The organism is Aerococcus sp. L_32 (genome assembly GCF_050689315.1).
This window is the reverse complement of the sequence record NZ_JBOEQF010000762.1, coordinates 1-869: the sequence shown is the minus strand read 5'-3', so window position 1 is coordinate 869 and position 869 is coordinate 1. Positions and strand designations below refer to the sequence as shown.

The 869-nt window shown below is 40.7% G+C and carries 2 protein-coding genes; both read right to left on the bottom strand.

The features are described 5' to 3' along the window. On the bottom strand, nt 1-522 hold a 522-nt coding region (locus ACRCJ0_RS16285; RefSeq protein ID WP_431391206.1), incomplete at its 3' end, for a glycine--tRNA ligase subunit beta. Continuing rightward, a partial coding sequence (locus tag ACRCJ0_RS16280) for a glycine--tRNA ligase subunit alpha (protein ID WP_431391205.1) occupies nt 522-869 on the bottom strand: 348 nt, incomplete at its 5' end. The genes ACRCJ0_RS16285 and ACRCJ0_RS16280, both read right to left, overlap by 1 nt.

Sequence of the window (869 nt, the reverse complement as noted above, 5' to 3'; positions counted from 1 at the left end):
TAACGGTAAGACTTGGTCATCTAATAAGGCAACCATCCAGTGGATTGGGCGGATGTATTTAACATCATATGAAGCCCAGTGCATTGAAACAGGGAATGACATTTGGTCGATAACTGAAACCACATCTTGTAAAATGTCGGCCGCTTGGCTACCTGGTTCCGAAATATTAATGAAAACATACTCTTCACCTTTAACTTCTTCAAAGTAAATATCCTCAACAGAGGCACCTTTACCGCGAGCGAAACCTTGGGCAGCTTTGGTCCAATTACCCTCTTCATCTTGGGCAATACGTTTAGCAGGTCCCTTAGCTACTTCAGAAAAGTCTGTTTGCTTGTCGGCTAAACCATTAACACGTACAGTCAAACGGCGAGGTGTCGCAAATGTTTCGACATTGTCAAAAGTTAAACGGTTGTCTGATAAAAAGTTTTCTACTAGTGATTTTAATTGGTTCACGGCATTACGTACGTATTGAGCAGGTACTTCTTCCAAACCAATTTCAAATAAAAATGTATGTTGGCTCATTATTTTTCCTCCTTCAATAACGCTTCTGCTGTTTCACGGTCTAACAATGGGTAACCCAAGTCAGCACGTTTCTTCACAAACATTTTAGCTACACGGCGGGCCATGTTACGGATACGAGCAAGGTAAGCGGCACGGTCAGTAACAGAAATCACACCACGCGCATCTAGTAAGTTAAAAGCATGTGAACATTTCAAAATGTAGTCATAAGCTGGGTGGACTAATTCGTTGTCGATTTGTTTCAAGGCTTCAGCTTCATATTTATTGAAGGCAGAGAATAACATATCTACATCCGATTCTTCAAATGAGTAAACTGAATGTTCATATTCTGCTTGGCCAAAAATTTCACC